Annotated in this window: 1 protein-coding gene; it reads right to left on the bottom strand. The window is 66.9% G+C overall.

The features are described from left to right. On the bottom strand, nucleotides 1-1,031 hold a 1,031-nt coding region (locus tag FFS27_RS33100; RefSeq protein WP_137952580.1), incomplete at both ends, for an aldehyde dehydrogenase family protein.

Raw genomic sequence — 1,031 nt, 5'->3', positions numbered from 1 at the left:
CCGGCGCCGAGGCCGTACTCGGTGTCGTTGGCGATGGCCAGGGCCTCGGCTTCGTCCTTGAAGGTGGTGACGCCGACCACCGGGCCGAAGATTTCCTCCTGGAACACGCGCATCTTGTTGTGTCCCTTGAGCAGGGTCGGCTGGATGTAGTAGCCGCTGGCCAGGTTGCCTTCGAGCTTCTCGACGCTGCCGCCGGTGAGCACTTCGGCGCCTTCCTGCTGGGCGATGTCGAGGTAGGAGAGGATCTTCTCGTACTGCTGCTGGGAGGCCTGGGCGCCGACCATGGTCTCGGTGTCCAGCGGGTCGCCGCGCTTGATCGCCCTGACCTTTTTCAGCACCTCCTCCATGAACGCCGGGTAGATCGACTCCTGGACCAGCGCGCGGGACGGGCAGGTGCACACCTCGCCCTGGTTGAAGAAGGCCAGCACCAGGCCCTCGGCGGCCTTCTCGATGAACGCCGGCTCGGCCTGCATGATGTCTTCGAAATAGATGTTCGGGCTCTTGCCGCCCAGCTCGACGGTGGAGGGAATGATGTTCTCCGCCGCACACTTGAGGATGTGCGAGCCGACCGGGGTGGAACCGGTGAAGGCGATCTTGGCGATGCGCTTGCTGGTGGCCAGGGCCTCGCCGGCCTCCCTGCCGAAGCCCTGGACGACATTGAGCACGCCCGGCGGCAGCAGGTCGCCGATGAGTTCCAGCAGCACGCAGATGCCCAGCGGGGTCTGCTCGGCCGGCTTGAGCACCACGCAGTTGCCGGCGGCCAGCGCCGGGGCCAGCTTCCAGGCGGCCATCAGCAGCGGGAAGTTCCACGGGATGATCTGCCCGACCACGCCCAGCGGCTCGTGGATGTGGTAGGCCACGGTGCTGTCGTTGATCTCGGCGGCGGAGCCTTCCTGGGCGCGGATGCAGCCGGCGAAGTAGCGGAAGTGGTCGGCGGCCAGGGGGATGTCGGCGTTGAGGGTCTCGCGCACGGCCTTGCCGTTGTCCCAGGTCTCGGTGACGGCGAGCAGTTCCAGGTTCTGCTCGATGCG

The organism is Pseudomonas sp. 2VD (assembly GCF_005503585.1).
GTDB lineage: Bacteria > Pseudomonadota > Gammaproteobacteria > Pseudomonadales > Pseudomonadaceae > Pseudomonas > Pseudomonas aeruginosa.
The sequence above is the reverse complement of the archived record's forward strand: the minus strand, read 5'-3'. Positions and strand labels throughout refer to the sequence as shown.